Here is a 22,293-nt window from a genome sequence, read left to right on the forward strand (position 1 = left end):
ACCCCATCTCCTTTCTAACAATAGTTTGATTATTTGAGCATAAGCAAGGCCGCCATCCGGCCGGTAGTACCATTTTGAGCACGGTAGGAGAAGAAGGTTTCGGGATGGCAGCAGGTACAAATGGAAGCTGTTTCGATATTTGCAGGCAATAGCCCTGCCTCCAAAAGTGTCCTGCGGTTGGCCTCCCACAGGTTCAGGCGCCACCTGCCCGGTGAGCGTGCCTCAATAAAATCAGAAAAACAGGGAAACTCCTGCCGCAAAGGGACGATCACCCGATCATCCACCTCATAACAGCAGGGACCGATAGAAGGGCCGATCCCGGCCAGGCACTTCGCGGGGTCTGTGCCAAAAGCCTGCCTCATCCTGTTTACTGTCTTCTTACCGATTTTTAGAACTGTTCCCTTCCATCCCGCATGGGCCAGAGCCACAACTTTGCGGACCGGATCAAGCAGGAAAATGGGTACACAGTCGGCATAGTAGCTTGACAGCGGCGCCTCCCGGGTACCTGTCACCAGAGCATCGGTGTCCGGCAGGGCATCCACGTAGGAAAGAGCTCCTTTGCCCATGTCCTTGCCATCAACAACTGCAACGTTGTCCCCGTGCACCTGCTTTCCAGCTACCAGGGCGCCCGGGTTTATAGCCAGAGCTTTACAGGCGTTTAAACGGTTGGCCCTAACGTTTTCCGGATCATCACCGACGTGAAAAGCTGTGTTTAGTGAACCATACGGGTCACTGCCGACACCGCCGTTACGGGTGGTAAACCCGTGTACAACCAGGCCGGTAGCCTCAAAATGACGAAAGACAAAAAACTGCATATTGTTTCGAAAGGTGAGCGGCAATACCTTTGACCCCTTTTCCTGTGGGCTATTTTCTTGCATTTTCTTCAACAAATTGCTGGAGCTCCGCAATCCGGCGCAGGAGTTCATCCTTGCGCGATTCTTCAATACCTGCCGCCAGAGCTGTTTTAATTTTTTCATCCAGGGCGAAGATAGCCGTGTGAACCGGGTCAAGAGCGGCCTTCATATAGCTGCCCGGAAGCAGTTCCAAAACCTGCCGCCATTCCGGTACGGTCACCTTCAAACCTTCCGCCCGCAACAGGCCGGCCAGGGTGTTGGTAGACTCCGGCTCACCATGCACCAATAGGACTTCCCCCGGTGGCACGCTAAATTTCTTGACCCAGGCGATCAGTCCGGCCTGATCGGCATGGGCTGAATAACTATCTATAAATCTGATATCGGCTTTCACAGCTATATCATCTCCAAAAATACGCACCTTTTTCTCCCCGTCCACAATTTGCCGGCCCAAGGTGCCTTCCGCCTGGTAGCCCACAAAAAGCACCGTGCTTTCCGGGCGCCAGAGATTATACTTGAGATGGTGTCTGATCCGGCCGGCATCGCACATACCGCTCGCGGAAATGATTATAGCCCTGCTAATATTATTCAGGCTTTTGGACTCCTCTGCGGTCTGGGTGAATTTAATGCCGGGAAACTGGAAAGGGCTGCCGCCCCTGTTGATCAAATCGGATGTCTCTTGATCGTAGTACTCCGGATGGTTTTGAAATATCCCGGTGGCAGCCGCAGCCAGAGGGCTGTCAATATATACGGGCATGGGAGGGATCTTATTTTGTTCAATCAACAAGCTTAAATGATACAAAAGGTCCTGGGTACGCTCTACCGCGAAGGCAGGTATAATCAAGTTGCCGCCTTTTTGATAAGTATCCTGGATAGCCTCGCGAAGTAGTTCTATTTCATCCTGCGGCTCATGGTGCAGGCGGTTTCCGTAAGTTGATTCCATAATCAGGTAGTCGGCTGTGTCAATGGTGGAAGGGTCTTTAACAATGGGCTGCTCATTGTTACCGATATCACCGGAAAAAACCAACTTAATCTCCTTGCCGTTCTCCTGAACCCAAAGTTCGATCATGGACGAACCCAAAATATGACCGGCATCCACGAAACGCGCCCGTATATCCGGCGCAACCTGGATACTCTCTTTATACCCGACACCCTGCAGGTTTGAAAGGCTTTGATAGGCCTCGTTGACAGTGTAAATGGGCTCCAGCAGCGGACGGCCGGCACGGCGGTTTTTGCGGTTTTTTCGCTCAACTTCCATCTCCTGGATATGGCCGGAGTCGGGCAAAAGCACCTTCATGAGCTCAACAGTAGGGTAAGTGGCGTATACCCTGCCTTGAAAGCCATATTTCACCAGTTTGGGAAATAGGCCGCAATGGTCGATATGGGCATGGGTAATCAGGACAGCGTCTATATTACGAGGCGGTACCAGGAAGCTTCCGTAGTTGCGTTCCCTGATATCTTTAGTACCCTGGAACAAGCCGCAATCAACCAGTATGCTTGACTGTGCGGTTTCCAAGTGAAAACATGAGCCGGTTACCGTACCTGCCGCCCCAAGAAATCGCAGTTTCATCAGTTATCCTCCGTGGTTTAGATTAATTTCGTTTAACCTAAAAATATTCCCCTCCTGCATGCAAAAACCCTCTTTTTATCGACAAAAAGTCTGGAGCGCTCTTGACACAGGGATTAGCCGGGCTTAATCTAAAAGTGTCGTTTCGCAACTCTCAAGTAAGGTAAGACCCACAGGAGGGATGTCTGAAATGCCTATCTATGAGTTCAGGTGCGGCAATTGCGGCAGCCGCATGGAAAAAATGTGCCCGATTGGGGAAAGCGGGGGAAACCTGAAGTGCCCCCAATGCGAAAAGCTTGGTCTCACCCGCGTAATGTCTTCCTTTTTCGCTGCTGGAGCAGGCGGTGGAAGGAGCTCGAGCTCAAAATGCGGCTCTTGCAGCTCGGGCAACTGCAGCTCTTGCGGTCATTCGTAATAACAGTAAAGGAGGCAGAATGTCTGTCTCCTTTCGCTCATACCATTAGAGTAAACTTACACTCCGCCAACATGCTGCCAATTAGATTCCTTAAATTCCTCTAAAAACGGCAGCGGAGTTCCACATCATCAATCAGTACCGTATTTGTGTTATTACCAGACGGCTCAAAACTAAACCTGACCTCGGCAACCCTGGCTCCCGCCGGGACGCGTCCGGTGGAGATGCTGTAGCGCTGGTACCGGTCATTCGGAATATTCTCCTGCGAGTACCTGGGTTCAGTCCTGCCTACAAAAGTGCCGGCCCGGTCATAATAAAAAATTTCTACCAACAGGACAAACCTGCCGGCGCCAATACCCCTGACATGTTCCGCAGCCCGCCAAATCAGGTCGTATAATCTGCCTGCCTCTATATCCACTCTCTGGGCCAGAACAGCTCTCTCTCCGCTGGCCGCGCCCATCTCCACAGCGTAGTTGCCGGTAAGGGAGCGGGTGCTGCGGCTAAGGTTGCTGCCGGTCCAACCGGTAGGCGGTGATTGCGGGTTAGGCCATCTTTCAAAACTGGGGTTTACCAGGATGTTGACGTCGGGACAAGGCGTAGCCGTGGGAGTCGGCGCTACCCCCCGGATTCTAATACTGGTAGATACCGCCTGGCCAGCCAGGCCTGTTGCCACATTCCTACCCTCGATGGTGTAGCTCCCGGAAGCAACCTGCCGTCCGCGGGTGTTCCTCTGGTTCCATGTAGCCCGAAACACCTGGCTTTCACCCGGCGCCAGTCTAACCGTGGCCGTTGCCTGGGCAAAACTCCGGCCGTCAGACCATCTCCAGACCAGCTCTGTCCCTCGTCTTACTACAAATTCAAACCGTTGCGTGGTCCTGTAGCGGAGCACAATGGTCCTATTCGTTATATTTCTCTTGGTAAGGGTGATTCTTACTGATTCACCCTGCCCATATGTCCTCCTGTCGGTTGATAAGGTATAAAGAAGCCCTCCTATACTCCTGGATTCGTTTGCGCTACCCACCTCCTGGGTTATGCCTTCTCCCTCAACATTATCCCCAACATCGGGGATGGTAAGAACCTGGCCAATACTAATCACGTCGGGGTTGGCAAGATTATTAGCCTGTACTATTCTTTCTACGGTGGTACCATAGCGCTGAGCGATCAGGAACAATGTGTCGCCTGTCTGCACCGTGTAGCTTATAGCCATTCATTTCACTCCTTCCTAATACATTATAGAAACATTTTTTTTATTCTATTGCTGTATAAAGAAAAAGGTTACTCGAATAGTAATAATCAGGTGTAGTGTGGTGTATTAGGAAGAGAGCGGATAAACCATGACATAATAACCATATATATCCATATAGAATGATATTATTGGCTATTTATGGGTCTATTGCGATGAAACCACAAAGAACACTGGCTGATTCATACTCTTTAAGGTATTTAGATAAATTCTTGGTACATACACAACTTTAGGTCTCCTGCATGAAATTGAACAGCGGGTACAGTCATTTTAGACGTACCCGCTTAAAAATTCATTTCAAGAAAAATAAGCTTTTACCGGCCTGCCCGTCTGGAGAGATTGGGGCACGTCCAGTATCCTCTGGTTACTCGATCCACGGAAGGCAAGTTCCAGATCCTTTTCCGCCAGGATAAAAGGACCGTCCACCAGGTAGTCTGAGCCAAGGAGCAGTTCTTTTACATCCTTCTTCTTCTGCGACATTGCCAGCAGGTCTTCCCAGGTGTACCCTGAGTAAGTGACCACATCCAGTCCCAGTTTTTTAACCTCCCGCGCCAGCCAGGCCAGCGGCGCCGGCTGGAGAAATGGTTCCCCGCCCGTGATGGTAATCCCCTTGAGCATCCTGGCGGCCTTAATCTGTTCCAGCAACTCCTCCGCCCTGACGGCGGTACCGCCTGCCGGATCCCAGGTATGTGGATTGTGGCAGCCGGGGCAAGCGTGCCTGCAACCCTGCGCAAAGACTACAAAACGGTAGCCCGGCCCGTCCACCACACTTTCGCTGATGATCCCCGCTATTCTTAATTCCATTTATTCACCACATCTCTTTAAAAAGCTAATCCTTATCCCTTGACCACATAGAAATGCAGTATATACCTACGCCCAACGCCTTACGCCCTACGACCTGTCCTCATCTATGTGTGACGCGGTCCTTAAGTTCGGCTAACTTACTGTCATTGAAGCGATCAGTAGTGCTTAGATAACCGGTGATGCGGCGCACCCGCCGGATGTTGGCCGAACCGCAGCGTGGACAGTTGTCCTCATTAAATACCCCGGTAAGGTTGCAGCCAACGCAGAAATCCACCGGGTAGTTGATGCCCCCGTAACCCATGTCGTGATCATGCATGTGCCTGATGATGGTCTCAACGGCCTCCAGGTTGTGCACAGGGGGCGAAGGCATCTCCACATAGCTGATGTGCCCGGCATTGCAGTATTTATGGTACGGAGCCTCCAGAAGGATCTTATCGAAACTGGACACCGGAAAATCCACCGGTACGTGGAAAGAATTGGTATAGTATTCCTTGTTGGTGACACCGGGAATCAACCCAAATTCCTTGCGATCCAAATTCACAAAGCGCCCGGACAGTCCCTCGGCCGGAGTGGCCAGCAGGGTATAGTTGAGGTCGAACTCCGCCGCGGCCTCGTCTATTTTTTGGCGCATGAAAGCTACTATTTCCAGGCCCAGAGCCTGCGACTCCTCGCTCTGACCGTGGTGGCGCCCGGTAAGAGCGGTGAGGGCTTCGGCCAGGCCGATGAAACCTAAGGAAAGTGTACCGTGTTTGATGGCCTCTTCAATAGGATCGTCGGGTTTTAGTGCTTCCGATTCCAGGTATAGTTTCTGTCCCATGATAAAGGGCATATCCTTGACTTTCAGCTTGCACTGCACACCGTAACGGTGATATAACTGGCGGACGGTCAGGCCCATTATGGCTGAAAGCCTGCGGTAGAAATCGGAGAGATCCCGCTCGGCCATAATCGCCACACGCGGCAGGTTAATCGTGGTAAAGGACAGGTTGCCCCTGCCGTCGGTCACCTCAGGCCCCCGCCGGTTGGCCATCACCCTGGTGCGGCAGCCCATATAGCTGACCTGGTCGCCGTACTCCCTGTTAAAAGAGGAATCCATAAAACTGAAGGTGGGATTCAGCCGCCTGCCCGCCACCTTGAGAGCCAGCTTGAACAGATCGTAGTTGGGATCGCCGGGATTATAATTTATTCCATCTTTTACCCTGAAGATGATATTGGGGAAGATGGGGTTCTCACCGTGACCAAGACCGGCCTCGTACGCCAGCAGAAGGTTCTTCACTACCCGCCGGGCAGGTTCGGAGGTCTCGGTACCGACATTCAGGCTTGAAAAGGGCACTTGCGCGCCGGCCCTGCTGTGCATAGAGTTAAGGTTATGAATTAAAGCCTCCATGGCCTGATAGGTTTCTGAGTCCGATGCTTCCTGAACAAAAGGAGCAATGTCACGATCAAAGAATGCATACGACTGGCCACCGTGCATGTCGTTCTGGGAGCTCTGCAATATTATTGCAGCCTGAGCGGTAGCCGTTGTCGGCCGCTTTGGCGGCCGGATATAGCCGTGCCCGGTGTTAAACCCTTCCGAAAGGAGCTTGTATAGAGGGATCTGCAGGCAGTTGTGAACAACATAGTCATTAACGGTAAACCAGTGCTCCGCAGTTTCGAGGTCAAATACGTAGCGATCATAACCTGTTACCTCATCTACTGCTACCACATCCTGCGGACACAAATTCCTTCCTGGAACAGAAAAAGCATAATCCTTCGTCTTAGAATTATCCTTAAGCGATTGAACTTTATCAAAGAAATTTTGGAGACTAACAGTTTCAAGGATATTTAGGGTATAACTATCATAATTCCTAGTAGTGACAACGTTTCCATTGACAACTACACCCGTCCCCTTGGTCTCCCTGTGGTATAAGGTGGTTTCCACTCCAATGCTTTGAAGCAGCAATGACAACTTTCTGGCAAGCTGTTCCGATACTGTACTATATGCAATTCTTTTTTCACCATAATGTCCGTCGCCATCAAAAAGGCCCTGTAGAAAATGGGCTTTTAGCTGGGTAGAAGCGTTTATGACAAAATTGGGTATATCAATATTAAATGCATTTGTCTTTGCACCTAACACATACCGAAACAAGGCTGTATAAACTGAGCCATTTAACAACCTGCCTTTTTGTTTATCTCTAAGGTTGCTTGTATATAAAACCGTTGTACGATCATTAAAGACATTATTAACACAGTGTTCAATATCAGCCTGTATATCAGGGCTCTGATTAACTATAGCTATAGATCTGTTTGATGTTGCTATATTAATATGTCCCTCGGAAAGAATATACCCTAACAGCCTCATCAATTCAGGCGTAATAGGCAGGTAAGCCGGTAAACTCTTGTTTCCTTTTGTGGTAGTAACCGTTAGCTGCTGCTTAACTTCATACGGAATATAATAAGTTTCAGCTAGTTTGGCATACTCGTCTCCACTTAAAAAATTGCCGCCCTTTGAGCTTTGTTTGGTTCCAACGGTCAGCTTGAATTTAAAATCATCGTACTTATAACGTAACCAGTGAATCAATTTCTGTGCATTTCTAATTGTTATACCATAGGGAATTTCTTTTCGTTTTGCAACAAATAAATCTAAGACAGGTATTTCCGAAGACTCTTCGAACTCCCGTGCACCATTAAGCAACTGATCCCCCTTTTTGATATTCTTGGCCTGAACTAATATTTCTTTTCCAAATCTTAAAACAGGGACCTTATGCTCTCCAGTTAAATGCAACGGCAGTCCCTTCCTGGTTTTAATCCTATATAAATTCTCTCCCTCACGTAATTTTCTCCGCATAACACTATTAATCTTGGTCCAACCGGAGCGGCCTAGTATTTGGTAACCATCTAGATCTAATACCTCAGCCCCCTCGATCACATTAACGTTTATATCCAACTTATCAATTAAGCAATTAAAGAAATCAAATTTTACTCTTTTAACTTCACCTTGGCTGTCGCGTATCAGTGTATACTCAAAATCGGGCACACAAGTCAAAGTCTTTCCGTAGAAGTCGAGGTCATGTATATGCAGGTCTCCGCGCTGGTGGGCCAGAGACATCTCCTCGGGGATAAGCCTGGTCAGGTAATACCTCTTGCTGGCGGCGCTGGCTATCTGAAGCATCTTGGCCGAGGGAGAATTGCTGATGTTGGCGTTTTCCCGGTTGGTTTCCTCAAGGATCTCCTCCACCGCGTCCATTAATTCGCCCTTGGCGTCCCGCATGCGCGTCCGCCTGTCGCGGTGAAGTATGTAGGCCTTGGCCGTGCGGGCATGTCCCGCTTCAATAAGCACCTTTTCCACAAGGTCCTGGACGTCCTCCACCCCGAAGAGGTTGCCGTTATACTGCTTCTTCAAGAGCTTCAGCACCTCTATGGTAAGCTCCATGGCAGTCTGGCGATCCTCTCCGCCCACGGCCATGGCAGCTTTAAAGATAGCGTCGGTTATTTTAGATTCGTCAAATGGAACTATCCGTCCGTCCCTCTTCTGGATGGTCTTAAACATGAATCCCGGTCCCCTTTCAACTAGCCATTCTTCTTGAGAAGATTTTTTAACTCCTCCATAAAACTTTCAGCGTCCCGGAATTCCCGGTAAACAGAGGCAAAACGGACATAAGCGACCTCGTCAAGCCCGCGCAGGTGGTTCATCACCAGTTCTCCGATATAATGGCTTCTTACCTCCCTTTCAATGGTATTGCGCAGCTCTCTTTCAATCAACTCCACCACAGCTTCGAGTTGCGCAGTGGAAACCGGACGCTTTTGGCATGCCTTGGCCAGACCGGAGAGCAGTTTCTGCCGGTTGAACGCTTCCCTGCGTCCATCTTTTTTTACCACCATGAGCGGCAGCTCATCCACCTTTTCATAAGTGGTAAACCGTTTGCCGCAGCCGCCGCATTCCCTCCGGCGACGGATCGAATTGCCTTCCAGAGTAGGACGGGAGTCCAATACCCTGCTGTCGGCATAAGCGCAATACGGGCACATCATAGGAATCTCACTCTCCCGGACTGTATTTAACAAACCCTCCGGCCCCGCCCGAAAACACATAATATAGTGGACGAGCCTTTTAAGATTATACTATATATTGATAATAGACACCCAACGGTAAACAATTCCAAAAAAATAATTTAGGGAGCATATGCTCCCCCACCCAGCTTCACATTTACTCTTTTGCACTTTTGGATTATTTCTTCCCTTCTAATCTAATAATTGATCTTAAACTCATGCCTCGGATCAGAAAAGTTGTTGACCTCAACTAAAATTACATCCATACCTATTTTTTTGATTTTTTCCCACGGAACAACAAGCTCCTCTTCTCTGCCAAGAAAGCCCAGGAACTTGCCGCCACCACCATCACCAGGCAGGATGAAGGCGGTAACCCGTCCCTCCTCCATGTCTATCTCGATGTCCTTAATCAAGCCAAGCCTTCGTCCATCAACTATGTTAACTATCTCCCGCGCCCGCAGGTCAGATATCTTTACCATCCATGCCACCCCCTATCATATTTATATGTTCAAATAACCTGCATCTGAACAAAAAATAATTTAAGCGGCTAAAAAATAGCCGCCGGTCAAAAGCTACTATGCGATTAAATTTGACACCCGTAGTTACTAGGCGTAAGCCGTAGGGCGTAGGGCACAGGTATATAACTGCATCCCTATCGGGTCTATGAAAAATGGCTTTACCTTCATTTTCAGCGATTTCAATCGCACAAAAACTGCGTAGCAGTTTAAGGGATTTCTATTGCATTCCTTGTGGGTCTGTGCGAATGAATTCGTACCTACATTTTAGGCCAAGCTGCTGCGATGCTATGTTGCATATTAATTAGCACCTTGTATTTTGGATTCGCTCTGTGGGCTGAACAGTTGTGCAGCTATTTTCAGGGAAGCAAAAGAACCGTCCCACTGCTTCCGGGTAGGCTTATATATGCTTGCGCATGTGGCTGAGCGCTGCTTTTTCCAGTCGTGACACCTGTGCCTGAGATATGCCGATTTCCTCGGCCACCTCCATCTGGGTTTTCCCCTCGTAAAAACGGAGGCTGAGGATTAACTTTTCACGGTCGCTGAGCTTTCTCAGGGCATCCCTGATAGCTATACCCTCCAACCAGTTCAAGTCCTGGTTTTTCTCGTCACTGATTTGGTCCATGACAAAAATCGGGTCGCCGCCGTCATGGTAAATCGGCTCAAACAGGGAAATTGGCTCCTGGATGGCATCCAGGGCAAAAACAACTTCTTCCCTGGGCATTTTTAATTCCACGGCGATTTCATTGATAGAAGGTTCCCGTGAGTGCTTGTTAACGAGTGTATCTCTTACCTGGAGCGCTTTATAAGCGACATCCCGCAGGGAACGGCTTACCCGGATAGGGTTATTGTCTCTAAGATAACGGCGGATTTCTCCGATAATCATCGGTACCGCATAGGTGGAGAACTTTACATTCTGGCTAAGGTCAAAATTATCAATAGCCTTCATCAAGCCTATACAACCAACCTGGAAGAGGTCATCCACGTACTCTCCCCTGTTTGTGAAGCGCTGGATAACGCTAAGTACAAGTCTAAGGTTGCCGTTGATCAACTGGGGTCTGGCGGAGGGGTCTCCCTTGTGCATAGTTTCAAAGAGAACTTTCATCTGGCTGCCTGTCAGTACCGGGAGCTTTGATGTGTTAACACCACAGATCTCCACCTTATTCACCAGCATAAAAGGCTGACCACCTCTTTTTCGTTCTGATGCGTTTCGCTTCCAGTCACATTATTTCCATGGGAAAATTGAAATATACATTTACTCCGGGCAAACAAAAACGCCCCGGTTACATGAAAACCGTTAGGCGTTATACTTACCCGGCTTTCTGGAAAAATCAAGCTTGGCCAAGCTCTTCCACCTTTTGACGCCCTTTATTCCATACGGTGAATTTCCTTTTTAAGTCTATTGATGATCCTTTTCTCCAGCCTGGAAATATATGACTGAGAAATACCCAGCATATCAGCCACCTCTTTTTGTGTCTTTTCCATCCCGTTGTTCAAGCCAAACCTGAGCTCCATAATTTTGCGCTCCCGGCCGGTCAGCTTTTGTAGCGCAAGGTGCAAAAGCTTTTTATCAACCTCGTCCTCAATATATTTATAAATAACATCGTTTTCCGTACCCAAAACGTCGGACAGCAGGAGTTCGTTGCCGTCCCAGTCAATATTCAACGGCTCGTCAAAAGACACCTCGGCGCGAGTCTTATTGTTCCTTCTCAGGTACATCAAAATTTCATTTTCTATGCAGCGGGAAGCATATGTCGCAAGTTTGATCTTTTTAGCCGGATCAAATGTATTTACCGCTTTAATCAGGCCGATGGTCCCGATGGAAACCAGGTCCTCGATACCCACCCCGGTGTTTTCAAATTTGCGTGCGATGTAAACCACCAGGCGCAGGTTTCTCTCTATCAATATGCTTCTTACCGCCGCGTCGCCTGACTCCAGCCGGTTAATCAGGAAGGATTCCTCGTCGGTGGTTAATGGCGGAGGCAGCGCTTCACTGCTACCCACATAAAACACCCTTGGGCGGTAGCCGAGCCTGACCAACAGCCGGAGCACGGCCAGGTATACAAGCCACCTCATGCGGCCAAAGAACCCTAAAGACAAACCAATCCCCCCTAACCTCGGCAATTATATACCGGTTAACCGGTCAGTTCCAGTACATTTGGTCCTAGCAGAGCGTGATAAGAGCCTTCCGGATCAAGCTTATTACGGTATATGCCCACCACCACACGGCCAGGTCTGGCCAACTTCCCTTGCCTCTCAATAACTACCTCGTCCGGGCGAAAACCCAGCATCATCCCGTTGGCGCGTCCTAGGGATTGAAAGGGCACTGCGCTAAAGCGTGAGCTGAGGCTGCCTTCGCTTAAAGAACCTAAAATGTTCCAGATATCCGCTTCCCCGTCCCGCTCAAGACCGGCCTGGACCTGTTCAGGCAGAAGAGACTTCAGGCTGTTGTACTCCACTACCACTACCGGACTCTGAGTCAGGGGGTCCTTTAACTGGTTCCCGGTGTCCAGGAGGGCTTCTACCCTAACCTGCTTGCCTCCGGAATTGATTAAGATAGGAATCCTGAACAGGTTTTCAAATTTGCCTTTTTTGAGGAGCGCCGCAAAACCCCTGCCCGCTGCCCAAAGAGCTATTAGTCCCAATAATATACCCGGCCAAAAATTACCTTCAATTACTTTGCCAATGCCGTCCCAGCTTGACAAGCGGCCGGAATTAAGGTAAAAAATTATTCCTATAGCCAGCCCCCCCAGGGTAAAGGAAGCCAGGAAAAAGCACCCCAGACAGGTCAGGAACATCCTGACGGTTACAGGGGAAAAGGCCACCGCTACAATTCCCGCGGAAATAACGGTCTTAAACCATACCGACTGCAGAAAGCCTGCTCCGGGAATAAAGACCGCCAGAGCATATGCAGCCCCCAGCGCCGCCCCGGCAACCAAACGCGCAGTGTGGACAGGAACCCGGCTGAGTTTGGCGGCAGCCCACAGTATGGCATAATTCATAACCAAGTTGCCGAGGAAAACCTGGTCGAGGTAGACCTTATAAACCGGCATCAAGTAAGACCCCCGGCCCCAAAAAATAACTGCCTTAAAATATAAATCTTCCTATGCTACCAGTATAATTCTCTTTTTATAACTTTATGACAATCTGGTTATTATTAGAGCCATGTCTATTATAACACCAGGGGCACCTGGGAATTTGTCGTCCCTTGTTTGGCGATCAGTAAATAATTACCATATTGATTGAACACCAACAACCGCCAGGAGTAATAAATCGACAGGATACCTTTTGATGATGCGCTAAAGAGCTGTTATGGACAGATTGAGCTGAAAATAAAAAAGCCTTTCCAAAAGCCGGGAGATATTCCGGCCATTAGAAGGCTTTTTGCAGCTGAAAACAAAGTCACGGCATACCGGGTAATACTCTTTTCATGCTACTGCCAACTCATCCATACATAACATTAGTCCTGTTGCAGCACAAACCCTATGTATTTCTTAGCGGCGCCGCAGAAAGGCAGGGATGTCAAGGTCGTCATGGCTGGAAAACGGCTTAATTTCCAGTTCAACCTTGGTACGATCCTTTTTGGGTACCCGCTGGTCAAAGCCGGTTGCTATCACGGTAACTCTTACTTCCTCTTCCATGCGTTCATCAATTACCGCGCCAAAAATAATGTTGGCGTCGGGATCTGCCGCCTGGGCGATAATCTCTGCCGCTTCATTGACTTCAAACAACCCCAGGGAGGTCCCCCCGGTTATATTAAGTAAAACACCCCTGGCTCCTTCGATGGAGGTTTCCAGCAAAGGGCTGGATATGGAAGCCCTGGCCGCCTCGGTAGCCCTGTTTTCACCGCTGGCTGTGCCGATGCCCATCAAAGCTGAGCCGGTTTCCCTCATAATGGTCTTAACATCTGCGAAATCCAGATTAATCAGGCCGGGGACAGCAATGAGGTCGGAAATCCCCTGGACCCCCTGGCGCAGGACATCATCAGCGATGCGGAAGGCCTCCACGATGGAAGTGTGCTTTTCGATTACCTGTAAGAGCCGGTCGTTGGGAATGGTTATTAAGGTATCCACCTTTGCTTTTAAGTTCTCAATGCCGCTTTCGGCCTGCGTGGCTCTCTTACGGCCCTCGAAAGTAAAAGGTTTGGTTACCACCCCTACTGTCAGGGCGCCCAGTTCCTTGGCCACCTCAGAAACTACAGGCGCGGCCCCTGTCCCCGTTCCGCCGCCCATACCTGCTGTAACAAATACCATATCAGCGCCTTTAAGAGCCTGCAGGATTTCATCACGGCTTTCCTCGGCTGCCTTCTGTCCAATTTCGGGATTGCCTCCAGACCCCAGTCCCTTGGTAAGTTTGGAGCCAATTTGAATCTTGTGGTTGGATTGGGCCAGGAAAAGTGCCTGGGCGTCGGTGTTAACCGCGATAAATTCCACGCCCTTGAGCCCGGCGTTGATCATCCGGTTTACCGCGTTGTTGCCCCCACCCCCGACCCCTATCACCTTTATGTTGGCAAACTGGTCAAGGTCAAGCTCAAAATCAAGCATACTTTTGTCCTCCTCTGTTATCACTCACCAGGTTTAGTGGTATCTGCAAGGACCCGATTTATTTCATATAACCAACGAGCGGGCTTACAGCCTGCTCCCGTTTTTCATTCTACCCTGCAACCATTTGATCAACCTGTCCATCAATGCGCCTGGTTCACAGTTTGCTGCCAGTCTCAACCCGGAGCCGGTCAAGCGCTGCGCGCCGTACTTAACCAGACCAAAAGCATTGGCCAGGGTGAGACTCAGTGGCTGCCCGTCAACCTGGATGTCTCCTACCCTTACCGGTATCTGAAGTATATTTTCAGCAAACGGGGCAAAACCTCCTAACAGAGGCGCCCCTCCGCTAAAAACAGCGCCACCCGGCAGAAGTCCGAGGTATTGGAAGCTTTTAATCACACTGGCGGTTAAATGCAGGATCTCTGAGAGGCGGGCTTCGATAATCGAATTTGCCAGATCCAACTTATTATCCCCGGACCCGGATAACTCGCAATCACTGAGTATTTCTACCGCCTGGTTCAGGGAAGTATGCAGGCCAATGGCCAAATCACTTGCCAGGTGTTCGCCTCCTACTGGAAAAACCGCAGTTTCCCTTAGCGAGCCCTGGTCAAAAATGCTTACGGAGGTGGTACCGGCGCCAATATCGATGAGGATAGTACCGAATTCCTTCTCCGCCGTCGTTAACAGTGCTTCCCCAGCGGCCACCGGACCGAATACCACATCCTCAACCTTTAAACCGGCCAGGTGGACGGCTTTAGATATATCTTTGATATTGCGGGTTGGCGCTGTAACCACCCTGGCTCCCGCTTCTGCCTCAAATACAGACCGGCCAGGGAGGTCTCTGGGGGGAATTAGTTGAAGGGCGCTGTCTCCTTCCGCCAAACCAGCCGGTACAGACTGAAGGCCGTTGCGCTTGTTGCGGCCGGCAGAGTATCTCCCTGGTTTAAGGTCCACCAGGCAGTTCTTTACAGCTGTCGTATCCCCGTTAAAGCTCACATATGCAGTTGATGGCCTGCTGGTCCCGGCATGCCTTTGCGCTTGCTCCAGCGCCTGTAAGATTGCTTTAGCGGCTGCTTCGGGGCTGGTTACACATCCTTTGCTCACACCTATACTCGGAGCTTCCGCAGACCCAAGTATTTGGGGGAAGCCGCTTCTTACTTGCGCGATGACCACAGCCGTCTTCGAAGTGCCTATGTCAAGGCCGGCCAGTGTAATAAGGCTCTTTTTGGCCAACCCGGCAACTCCCGCCCAATCATTACTTGTCCTGTTAAGATTCCACATTGAAAAAAATTTCCCTTTTTATTAAAGTTATTTTTTTAGGAGATGGCGGCGAATGATCGCTAAATTCTGGAACAGCCTTACCCCAAATGCCACTACGGCAGCCAGGTAGAGGTCCATTCCCAACCTTTCCCCAAAATAGGCTAAACCTGCGGCCAGAAGCGCATTGCTGAAGAAACCGGTAATAAAAATGGTGTTGTCAAAATGTTCTTCCATAGCCGCGCGGATACCCCCAAACACCGAGTCCAGGGCAGCCAGGGCGGCTACCGACATATACTTGGCATAGGCTTGGGGAAGCACCAGGGGCAGGTTCAGACCCATGGCAACACCTGCCGCCAGGCTGATTAACGCCAGCCAGAGACCTAACCACATCAAAAATTACCCTCTCTTTCTTATCTTTGGGTGTGTTTGGCGTAATCAAAACGCAAGGAACCGGTATAGGCCGGCACCAGCACCCTGTCTTTTGACTGTACTGTAACTGAAACACCGAGGTCGCTTAAGTACTCCGTCAATCCTCCTCTTATCTCCAGACTGCTTTTGAGTGTACCTGAGGGTCCGATGGCAACCACCTTGTAGGGAGGTGAAAGCCTGGTAAGGTTTACATTGATATGACTGCCGGCCAGCCGCACCTCACTGGTGGCAAGGATGCGCTGGTCGTTAACAGCGATTGCCTCCGCCCCGGCCCCACGCAGGTCATTCAATACCTTTAATAAGTCGTCGTCTTTGATATTGTAAAAGCTGCCTTCCTGGTTGTCGAGCAAGACCTCAACCCCCTGCCCCTCAACCGGAACCAGGCCGCCGTAAAGCTTATTTTTAAAAAGTTCGCTCTCCAGCGCGCCTGTAGCTGCCGTGTGGCTCTTCCCTGCTTCCGCCAGCTTAATTTGCAGGTCAACGGACTCTTCCTTTAACTGGTTGAGGTCTCTTTCCACCTGTTTTTTTTCAATTGTCAGCTCCTGCACCCTGTCAATAGGGACCGCCTGTTCTACACTGCTGTTGGTACGGAATTGCATGGCTATCATTAGTCCCACAAACAAAGCAACCATGCTGATTGATAAGTATGTTGTTTTATTCAGAGCTTTTTTCAAAGTCCTTATCTCCTAGACTGCAGCTTTGGCATATTCAAACTTTATTCCGCCGCTGTAGGGCGGTACAACGACCTGCGGCAGTTTTTTAACCGTAGCCTGGATCCCCCAGAACTGGAGCGTTTCAGCAACCCCGCCCTTCATCTTCAAGGAACTTTCCAGGGTATCGGGGTTACCAATGGCTGTAATCACGTAAGGCGGCGCCAGACGCTTGTTTTTATTCAGCAGGACGGTAGGACCCGTACACCGGACCTCCGTGGTGGCCAACAGCCTCTGACCGTTCATGGAAATAGCCTCCGCACCGGCTGCGCGGAGTTCGTTGAGCACCCGTAAAACATCTTCATCATGGAGTACATACAGGTTTGGGTCTTGTCCGGGTTTTAAACTGACTATACTGTCGTTTAAGGTAACCTCTACCCCCGGGCCGGTTAATTCAGTAACCCCGGCCTCAATCCTGGCCCGGTCCAGTTCTTCCATGATTTCAGCGGTCTGTGGCAGGGACATGGCTTTATCCAGCTCGGCACGCAGGTTGTCAACCTGTCCCTGAAGAGCGTCCCGCTCATCCTTAGCTTGATTTACCTGGGCAGCAAGTTCTTTTGTTCTTTGTACAGGCTCGGTGCTTTGTATTTCCCGGGTTACCCGGAACTGTACGGCCAACAATACCCCCAGGGCCAACCCAACCGTCATAAGAACCCAATGAAAGGTCTTCAGACTATATCTCCCCCTAATCAAGCTTATAATAGACCACCGGTTTGCCGGCGCAGGACAGGTCGATATAGTTTATCTTATCCTGTACAGCGCGCAGTTCTATTAACAGCTGATTTAAAATATCTCCCTTTTCCTGGATATCTTCAGCCAGACCAAACCGGCACTGCATGCCTTCAATGGTATAGAGTTTGATTTGTCCCTCATTGTCAACATGGACCTCGGAGAGCTCCGCCACGGTCTCACCGGGCAGACCGCTGATAACAGTCAGGGCATCCCCTAACCCCGCTGCATCGACCGCGTCTCCCGGGCTGGGAAGGTTAAAATTAATACCAGTTACCACCGGCAGTCCAGGGGCGCCGGCGTTGGCCTTCTGCAGATAGACACCTTCACCGTCCACCTCGATAAAACCCTCCCCGGTAGGCAAGAGGCCTACCGGCTTGCGCTCTTCCACCCCGATCACCACAGTCGACGGTAGCGACCTGGTCACCTGTACATCCTTGACCATGGGGATAAGTTTAAGCCTGGCAGCCGCCGCTGCAAGGTCCACTTTAAATATATTGACTCCGGGGGCAATATCGCTGACAGATTTTATTTGATCCTGGTCAAGAAGCTGGTTTCCCTGCACCAGAATACTGCGCACCTCAAAAAAAGGGGAACGCAGCAAAACAAAACCTGTAATTAGTACCAGAAAAATAAAAAAAACACTTTCAAAGATATTCCATCCACGCTGGCGCCTGCGTCCTATCGCACTTCCCGACACGACCTTCACACTTTCACAATTGTAGGATAAGTCTACTTATATGTAATTATACCAATCGAATGAAACTTGTCCAAGGACATTCTAAAAAAAGAAAGATCCTGAAAATAATAGAATTTAAAATGTTAGGATTATTACTTATATAATCAACAGTAACCTTTTTCTGGATTTCTTCATAGCATATGGTAGCACTTATAGAAGGGAGGCAGTTTCAATGGCAGACGGTGCGGGCTTCGGCAACTGGGGCTTTATTATCTTCCTGATTTTCATCCTATTAATTTTCGGCGTCGGCTTCTGGGGAGGAGGCTGTATCTAGTACTGTGTCCCAGGGTAAAGCTTAGCTCTATATACCGGTTTGGGTTAAATCTGACTAATATTGAATGGAGGTAGCTATTATGGCGTTAGGAGCCGCTGGCGGCACAGCAGGCTGCGCTGGTACTGCAGGTTTCGGCAATTGGGGATTTATCATTTTTCTGATCTTCATCCTGCTGATATTCGGAGTAGGGTTCTGGGGTGGTTGTATTTAAAACTCGAAACTGATTCGCCGGGAAGGCCGCCCCCTGGCGGCTTTCTGTTTTTCGGGAGTGGATTTTATTTCTTCCCCTTGTCCCCAAACCAACTAAAAAAAGAGTCACTAGTTGTGAACTCTAATAATTCTGGCCCCGAGAGCATTGTATTTTAGCTCCAGCCGCTCGTAACCACGGTCGATATGCGCCACGTTTTCGATTACGGTACCGTCCTCGGCTGCCAGGGCCGCCAGCACCAGCGCCGCGCCGGCCCTCAGGTCACTCGCTTCAATATAGGCGCCGCTCAGCTTTTCTACACCCTTGACAATGGCCGACTGTCCCTCTACCTTGATATCGGCTCCCATTCTCCTCATCTCGCCGACATGTTTGAAGCGGTTTTCGAAAATGGTTTCGGTGATGATGCTGGTACCATCCGCCAGGCTGAGCAAGGCCATCATCTGGGGCTGCATGTCGGTCGGAAAACCGGGGTAGCTCATGGTTTTGATATCGACGGCCTTAATCTTCCCGTTTCCCTGCACCTTGATCTGGTCCTCGCCCACGGTAAAACTGACATTGGCCTCACGCAGTTTTGCCAGCAATGGTTCCAGATGTTCCGGTATAACGTTGGTGACCGTCACATCACCTTCCGTTATGGCTGCGGCCACCAGATGGGTCCCGGCCTCAATTCGGTCCGGTATGACCGTATGGACCGCCGGTTTCAAATCACCTTGCGTGACTCCCTCTATCTTTATGGTATCGGTACCGGCTCCAACGATCCTGGCGCCCATCTTGTTTAAGAAGTTTTGCAGATCCACTATTTCCGGCTCTTTAGCCGCGTTCCTGATCGTGGTCACCCCTTCTGCCAGGACTGCCGCCATTAATATATTCTCCGTCGCGCCAACGCTGGGAAGATCCAGATGGATGTCGGCGCCCCTCAGCCGCTCCGCCTCTGCCGTGATATAACCGAACTTTTCTTGAATTTTGGCTCCCAGCTCTTTTAAACCCTTGAGGTGCAGGTTCATCGGGCGGCTGCCGATCTGGCAACCTCCGGGGTAGGACGTCCTGACCCGGCCGAACCTGCCCAAAAGCGCCCCCAGCACCAGGTTGGAAGCCCGCATCCGCCGCATCAAATCTTCAGATATTTCAACTGATTGAATACTTGATGTGTCAACTTCGATCGTATTGCGGTCACAGTTTACTTTTGCCCCAAGGTACATGAGCAGGTCCTGCATCACTGCCACGTCCTTCAGCCTGGGGGCCTCATGGATAACACTTTTCCCGGCATTCAGAATACATGCTGCCAGCAACGGCAATGTTGCGTTTTTGGAACCACTGGTGCGAATAATACCCTTCAGGCGGTTGCCGCCAACTATCATAAATTTCTGCACATTTTCACCTCCGCCTAAACGTCACCTATAATTTGCACTTCCAGCAGCAACTCTACCCCATTGCGGGCCAGTACAGTTTCCCTGGTCTTATCAATGAGCGCCAGAACGTCCGAGGCTGTAGCCTTACCCAGGTTAACGATAAAGTTCGCGTGCAGGGAAGATATCTGAGCATCCCCTACCCTCAAGCCCTTCAAGCCGGCAGCCTCAATCAGCCTTCCCGCCGAATCACCCGGCGGGTTTCTAAAAACGCTGCCGGCATTGGGCAGTCTTAGCGGCTGGGTCGACAGGCGCCTGGCTACAAACCTCTCCATTTCTTCCTGGATTAGTTGTTTTTCCCGTGGATAACAGGCAAACCTGACTTCAACCACAATCGCAGGCTCCTGTTGCAAATCACATGAACGGTAACGAAAATTCAATGCTTCCCCAGTTCTGTGGAACAATCGTCCTTCTAAGTTTAACAGCAGCACCTCCCTGACCAGGGTGCCGACCGAAGAGCCGTTGGCTCCGGCATTCATAACCACCGCGCCGCCAACAGTGCCTGGTATTCCCGCTGAAAACTCCAGCCCCCCCAGGCCACTGTCCCTGGCTGCCGCAGCAAGCGCCGAGAGTTTAGCTCCCGCTTCAGCCACGACATCTTTTTCAATGACGGAGACTCTGGCCAGGCCGGAGCCAATCTTTAGCACAATACCCCTGATTCCTTTTTCGCTAACCAACAGGTTGGAACCGTTCCCGATTACAGTCAGCGGAACTTTACGCCGGTTGGCGAAAGAAACCACAGACTGCAGTTCCTTACGGCCTTGGGGCTCAATAAAATAATCGGCAGGTCCCCCGATACGCCAGCTGGTATGCTTGTTCATGGGTTCCCCGATCCTTACGCGACCGGATACAAGTTTCTGCAGCTCCCGGTATACTAAGGTATCAACCAATTTTTTGACGCTCCTTTAACCTGTTGACCAGTTCAACACCTGCATTCCATATATCGCCGGCGCCCATAGTCAGGATCATATCCCCAGGCCGGGCTGTCCGAGCCAGATAGTCTACGATCTCTTGCCTGGTTGGCAGATGAATGACTTTACGGCCCTCAAATTTTTCGATAGCGGTTATGATTATATCTGCCGTTACCCCTTCAATGGGTTGCTCACCGGCGCTGTAAATATCGCTCACGATAATCACGTCGGCGTCTGAAAAAGCTTCGCCGAAGCGCTCACCAAGAATTGCTGTTCTGGTGTAGCGGTGAGGCTGAAAGACACCAATCAAGCGCCCGGTTTTCAGCTGCCTGGCTGCTTTGAGGGTGGCCTTTATTTCAGAGGGGTGATGGGCATAGTCGTCAATAACCTTGACGCCGCCGACCTCACCTGTAAGTTGAAATCTGCGCCCGGCTCCCCGGAAGTTACTGAGGGCAGCAGAAATACCCTCAAAGGGAAGACCCACGAACCTTCCCAGCGCCACTACAGCCAGCGCGTTCAAGAAGTTGTGACGTCCCGGCACACGCAGTTCCAGGTCGCCTAAATAGCTGTTGCGAAAATACACTTCCCCTGTTGTAAGCTCTCCCACCATACGCAGGTTTCGCCCGGTATAATCCGCATCCGGGTGGTCCAGAGCGTAGGTCTGGCAAGGACCATTGTAGCCTGCCAGCAGTTCTCTTATTTTGGGATCATCAAGACAGACCACCGCCAGCCCCTCTGCAGGAACCTTGGCGATAAATTCACGAAAAGCGGTTTCAATATTCTCGACGCTTTTATAATGGTCCAGGTGGTCGTCCTCGATATTGGTAATAATTTCAATAAAGGGATCCAGCTTTAAAAAAGATCCGTCACTTTCGTCCGCTTCGGCAACCAGGTATTCTCCCCCACCCAGTTTGGCGTTGCCGCCAATTTCTTTCAATTCGCCTCCAATAATAACGGTGGGATCCAGATGATTTTGCTCCAGAACCAGTGCGGCCATGGAAGTTGTAGTGGTCTTTCCGTGGGCGCCGGCTATAGCAATACCCTTTTGACGCTGCATCAACCATGCGAGCATTTCACTGCGGTGCAGAATGCGGAGCCTTCTTTCCCTGGCCTCCAACAATTCCGGGTTGCTGAAGGGAATGGCAGTGGATGCTACAACCAGGTCGGCGTCACCAAGATATTCACCAGCATGCCCTCTAAAGCAGGTCGCCCCAAGGGCTTCCAAACTCTCGGTGGCGGTTGAACCTTTCAGGTCCGAGCCGGTTACCCGGTAGCCCAGGCCAAGCATAATCCTGGCTATGCCGCACATACCGGAGCCGCCGATCCCGATAAAATGAACATGCTGCGCTTGTTGCACTGATTACCTCTCCTCCCCTGTGGCTCAATTCCCTTGTCGCCGCCGGCCATCATTATATCTATTTAGTGGAAAAATGGCTGCTAGCGCTGTATTTCATAAAATATAGTATGCATAGCTCCAAAAAGGTGTTACAGACGTTAATTTGGAGCTTGTCCCCAGGAATAAACTCACCTTATGCGCGACCTATGACTCAATAAGCTCATATTCGTCCACAACAATTCTATTCGACCTCCGGGTAGTACCATATGCCTGATGCAGCGCAGCTATTCCCGGGTAAGTTGTCCACACCGCCGGCGGCGCCGCGTATTACGAAA

21 protein-coding genes are annotated in these 22,293 nt (G+C 50.3%); 2 read left to right on the forward strand and 19 right to left on the reverse strand.

The features are described 5' to 3' along the window. Nucleotides 1-29: 29 nt before the first annotated feature. Both pgeF and Psfp_RS00470 read right to left on the reverse strand, forming a co-directional pair. Nucleotides 30-878, reverse strand: a complete 849-nt coding sequence (gene pgeF / locus Psfp_RS00465; protein WP_243120400.1) for a peptidoglycan editing factor PgeF — start codon at nucleotides 876-878, stop codon at nucleotides 30-32. Next, on the reverse strand, nucleotides 865-2,421 hold the full coding sequence (locus Psfp_RS00470; RefSeq protein WP_134216582.1) for an MBL fold metallo-hydrolase: 1,557 nt from the start codon (nucleotides 2,419-2,421) through the stop codon (nucleotides 865-867). The genes pgeF and Psfp_RS00470 overlap by 14 nt, the downstream gene beginning before the upstream one ends. A gap of 187 nt (nucleotides 2,422-2,608) precedes the next feature. Here Psfp_RS00470 and Psfp_RS00475 point away from each other — a divergent pair, with 187 nt between their 5' ends. Next, the gene (locus Psfp_RS00475) at nucleotides 2,609-2,833 is read left to right on the forward strand and encodes a zinc ribbon domain-containing protein (RefSeq protein ID WP_134216583.1); all 225 of its coding nucleotides are present in this window, start codon (nucleotides 2,609-2,611) and stop codon (nucleotides 2,831-2,833) included. A 100-nt stretch (nucleotides 2,834-2,933) separates the two neighbouring features. Here the strand turns inward: Psfp_RS00475 and Psfp_RS00480 are convergent, their stop codons facing one another. The 14 genes from Psfp_RS00480 to Psfp_RS00550 all read right to left on the reverse strand — a co-directional run bounded on the left by Psfp_RS00480 (nucleotide 2,934) and on the right by Psfp_RS00550 (nucleotide 17,784). Continuing rightward, nucleotides 2,934-4,037, reverse strand: a complete 1,104-nt coding sequence (locus tag Psfp_RS00480; protein WP_134216584.1) for a BsuPI-related putative proteinase inhibitor — start codon at nucleotides 4,035-4,037, stop codon at nucleotides 2,934-2,936. 333 nt (nucleotides 4,038-4,370) lie between these two features. Beyond that, nucleotides 4,371-4,877: an anaerobic ribonucleoside-triphosphate reductase activating protein gene (nrdG, locus tag Psfp_RS00485; RefSeq protein ID WP_134216585.1), complete on the reverse strand. Its 507-nt coding sequence runs from the start codon at nucleotides 4,875-4,877 to the stop codon at nucleotides 4,371-4,373. A gap of 100 nt (nucleotides 4,878-4,977) precedes the next feature. Then, nucleotides 4,978-8,403, reverse strand: a complete 3,426-nt coding sequence (nrdD, locus tag Psfp_RS00490) for an anaerobic ribonucleoside-triphosphate reductase (RefSeq protein ID WP_192895206.1) — start codon at nucleotides 8,401-8,403, stop codon at nucleotides 4,978-4,980. Nucleotides 8,404-8,423: 20 nt separating this feature from the next. Then, nucleotides 8,424-8,882 (reverse strand): transcriptional regulator NrdR, encoded by a 459-nt coding sequence (nrdR, locus tag Psfp_RS00500; RefSeq protein WP_134216648.1) that lies wholly within the window; start codon nucleotides 8,880-8,882, stop codon nucleotides 8,424-8,426. Nucleotides 8,883-9,097: 215 nt separating this feature from the next. Further along, entirely contained in the window at nucleotides 9,098-9,379 is a 282-nt protein-coding gene (locus Psfp_RS00505; RefSeq protein ID WP_134216586.1) for a YlmC/YmxH family sporulation protein, read from the reverse strand. Between the two features lie 436 nt (nucleotides 9,380-9,815). Continuing rightward, a complete protein-coding gene (gene sigG / locus Psfp_RS00510) occupies nucleotides 9,816-10,589 on the reverse strand; it encodes an RNA polymerase sporulation sigma factor SigG (RefSeq protein WP_134216587.1) in 774 nt (257 codons plus the stop codon). A 194-nt stretch (nucleotides 10,590-10,783) separates the two neighbouring features. After that, nucleotides 10,784-11,491 carry an RNA polymerase sporulation sigma factor SigE gene (gene sigE / locus Psfp_RS00515; RefSeq protein ID WP_134216649.1) on the reverse strand — a complete coding sequence of 236 codons (708 nt, stop codon included), beginning with the start codon at nucleotides 11,489-11,491 and terminating at the stop codon, nucleotides 10,784-10,786. 59 nt (nucleotides 11,492-11,550) lie between these two features. Next, entirely contained in the window at nucleotides 11,551-12,468 is a 918-nt protein-coding gene (spoIIGA, locus tag Psfp_RS00520) for a sigma-E processing peptidase SpoIIGA (protein WP_134216588.1), read from the reverse strand. Nucleotides 12,469-12,909: 441 nt separating this feature from the next. Then, on the reverse strand, nucleotides 12,910-13,959 hold the full coding sequence (gene ftsZ / locus Psfp_RS00525; RefSeq protein ID WP_134216589.1) for a cell division protein FtsZ: 1,050 nt from the start codon (nucleotides 13,957-13,959) through the stop codon (nucleotides 12,910-12,912). An 84-nt stretch (nucleotides 13,960-14,043) separates the two neighbouring features. Beyond that, entirely contained in the window at nucleotides 14,044-15,189 is a 1,146-nt protein-coding gene (locus Psfp_RS00530; RefSeq protein WP_192895207.1) for a cell division FtsA domain-containing protein, read from the reverse strand. Between the two features lie 75 nt (nucleotides 15,190-15,264). Further along, nucleotides 15,265-15,606 (reverse strand): small basic family protein, encoded by a 342-nt coding sequence (locus Psfp_RS00535; RefSeq protein WP_134216650.1) that lies wholly within the window; start codon nucleotides 15,604-15,606, stop codon nucleotides 15,265-15,267. A gap of 20 nt (nucleotides 15,607-15,626) precedes the next feature. Next, the gene (locus tag Psfp_RS00540) at nucleotides 15,627-16,319 is read right to left on the reverse strand and encodes a DUF881 domain-containing protein (RefSeq protein WP_243120401.1); all 693 of its coding nucleotides are present in this window, start codon (nucleotides 16,317-16,319) and stop codon (nucleotides 15,627-15,629) included. A 12-nt stretch (nucleotides 16,320-16,331) separates the two neighbouring features. Next, the gene (locus Psfp_RS00545) at nucleotides 16,332-17,003 is read right to left on the reverse strand and encodes a DUF881 domain-containing protein (protein ID WP_134216652.1); all 672 of its coding nucleotides are present in this window, start codon (nucleotides 17,001-17,003) and stop codon (nucleotides 16,332-16,334) included. A 37-nt stretch (nucleotides 17,004-17,040) separates the two neighbouring features. Next, complete coding sequence (locus Psfp_RS00550; protein WP_192895208.1) at nucleotides 17,041-17,784, reverse strand: FtsQ-type POTRA domain-containing protein; 744 nt, start codon at nucleotides 17,782-17,784, stop codon at nucleotides 17,041-17,043. A gap of 392 nt (nucleotides 17,785-18,176) precedes the next feature. Between Psfp_RS00550 and Psfp_RS22415 the strand changes: the two genes are divergently transcribed. Then, nucleotides 18,177-18,308, forward strand: coding sequence for a sporulation protein YjcZ (locus Psfp_RS22415; RefSeq protein WP_192895209.1), 132 nt, complete (start codon nucleotides 18,177-18,179; stop codon nucleotides 18,306-18,308). Between the two features lie 107 nt (nucleotides 18,309-18,415). Here the strand turns inward: Psfp_RS22415 and murA are convergent, their stop codons facing one another. Genes murA through murC form a run of 3 tightly spaced genes read right to left on the reverse strand, consistent with a single transcriptional unit; the run spans nucleotide 18,416 to nucleotide 21,979 of the window. Then, nucleotides 18,416-19,675, reverse strand: coding sequence for a UDP-N-acetylglucosamine 1-carboxyvinyltransferase (murA, locus tag Psfp_RS00555; RefSeq protein ID WP_134216592.1), 1,260 nt, complete (start codon nucleotides 19,673-19,675; stop codon nucleotides 18,416-18,418). A gap of 14 nt (nucleotides 19,676-19,689) precedes the next feature. Then, the gene (murB, locus tag Psfp_RS00560) at nucleotides 19,690-20,601 is read right to left on the reverse strand and encodes a UDP-N-acetylmuramate dehydrogenase (protein WP_134216593.1); all 912 of its coding nucleotides are present in this window, start codon (nucleotides 20,599-20,601) and stop codon (nucleotides 19,690-19,692) included. Continuing rightward, complete coding sequence (gene murC / locus Psfp_RS00565; protein ID WP_134216594.1) at nucleotides 20,594-21,979, reverse strand: UDP-N-acetylmuramate--L-alanine ligase; 1,386 nt, start codon at nucleotides 21,977-21,979, stop codon at nucleotides 20,594-20,596. The genes murB and murC overlap by 8 nt, the downstream gene beginning before the upstream one ends. Nucleotides 21,980-22,293 lie beyond the last annotated feature (314 nt).

The organism is Pelotomaculum sp. FP (assembly GCF_004369245.1).
Lineage (GTDB): Bacteria > Bacillota > Desulfotomaculia > Desulfotomaculales > Pelotomaculaceae > Pelotomaculum_C > Pelotomaculum_C schinkii.